The sequence below is a fragment of the Herbaspirillum sp. GCM10030257 genome, assembly GCF_042666555.1.
GTDB lineage: Bacteria > Pseudomonadota > Gammaproteobacteria > Burkholderiales > Burkholderiaceae_D > Noviherbaspirillum.
Window position 1 is genome coordinate 1 of the sequence record NZ_JBHTDH010000140.1, and the last position, 558, is coordinate 558.

Annotated in this window: 1 pseudogene; it reads left to right on the plus strand. The window is 74.4% G+C overall.

Features of this window, described 5'->3' with window-relative positions:
• Positions 1–558 (plus strand): annotated as a pseudogene (locus tag ACFQUU_RS29450) (hypothetical protein); the annotation flags it as partial.

Consider the following 558-nt stretch of genomic DNA (forward strand, 5'->3'; position numbering starts at 1 on the left):
CGGCGCGCTGCAGGCCGTGCGCGAGACGCGCTTCGACGTCGCGATCCTCGGCGCGTGCGCGGCGTCGCCCGAGTCGGGGCTCACCGTCGCGGGCTGGGAGGACGCGCAGGTGAAGCGCGAGGCGATCGCGCAGTCGAGGCGGGTCGTGCTCGTCGTCACGACCGACAAGCTCGAGCGCACGGCGGCGCACCGCTTCGCGACGTTCGACGACGTCGACGTCATCGTCGAAGCCGACCCCGAGCTGCTCGCTGGCGACGACCAGCGCAGCCAGCTCCTTCCCGTGCTCGCCGACCGAACCCCCTCCGACGACCCCGAGCGCCGCCGGATCGTGCTGGCGTTCACGTCCTCCCCCGTCGAGATCCTCGGCGAGGACGGCCGGGTCACCGGCGTCCGGGTCGCCCGCAACGAGCTCGTCGCCACGGCGGACGGCGACGTCCGCGCCCGAGCGACCGACGACGTCCGCACCATCGAGACGGGACTCGTGGTCCGCTCCGTCGGCCACCGCGGCCTCCCCGTCGCCGACCTGCCCTTCGACGACACCACCGCGACCGTCCCCAA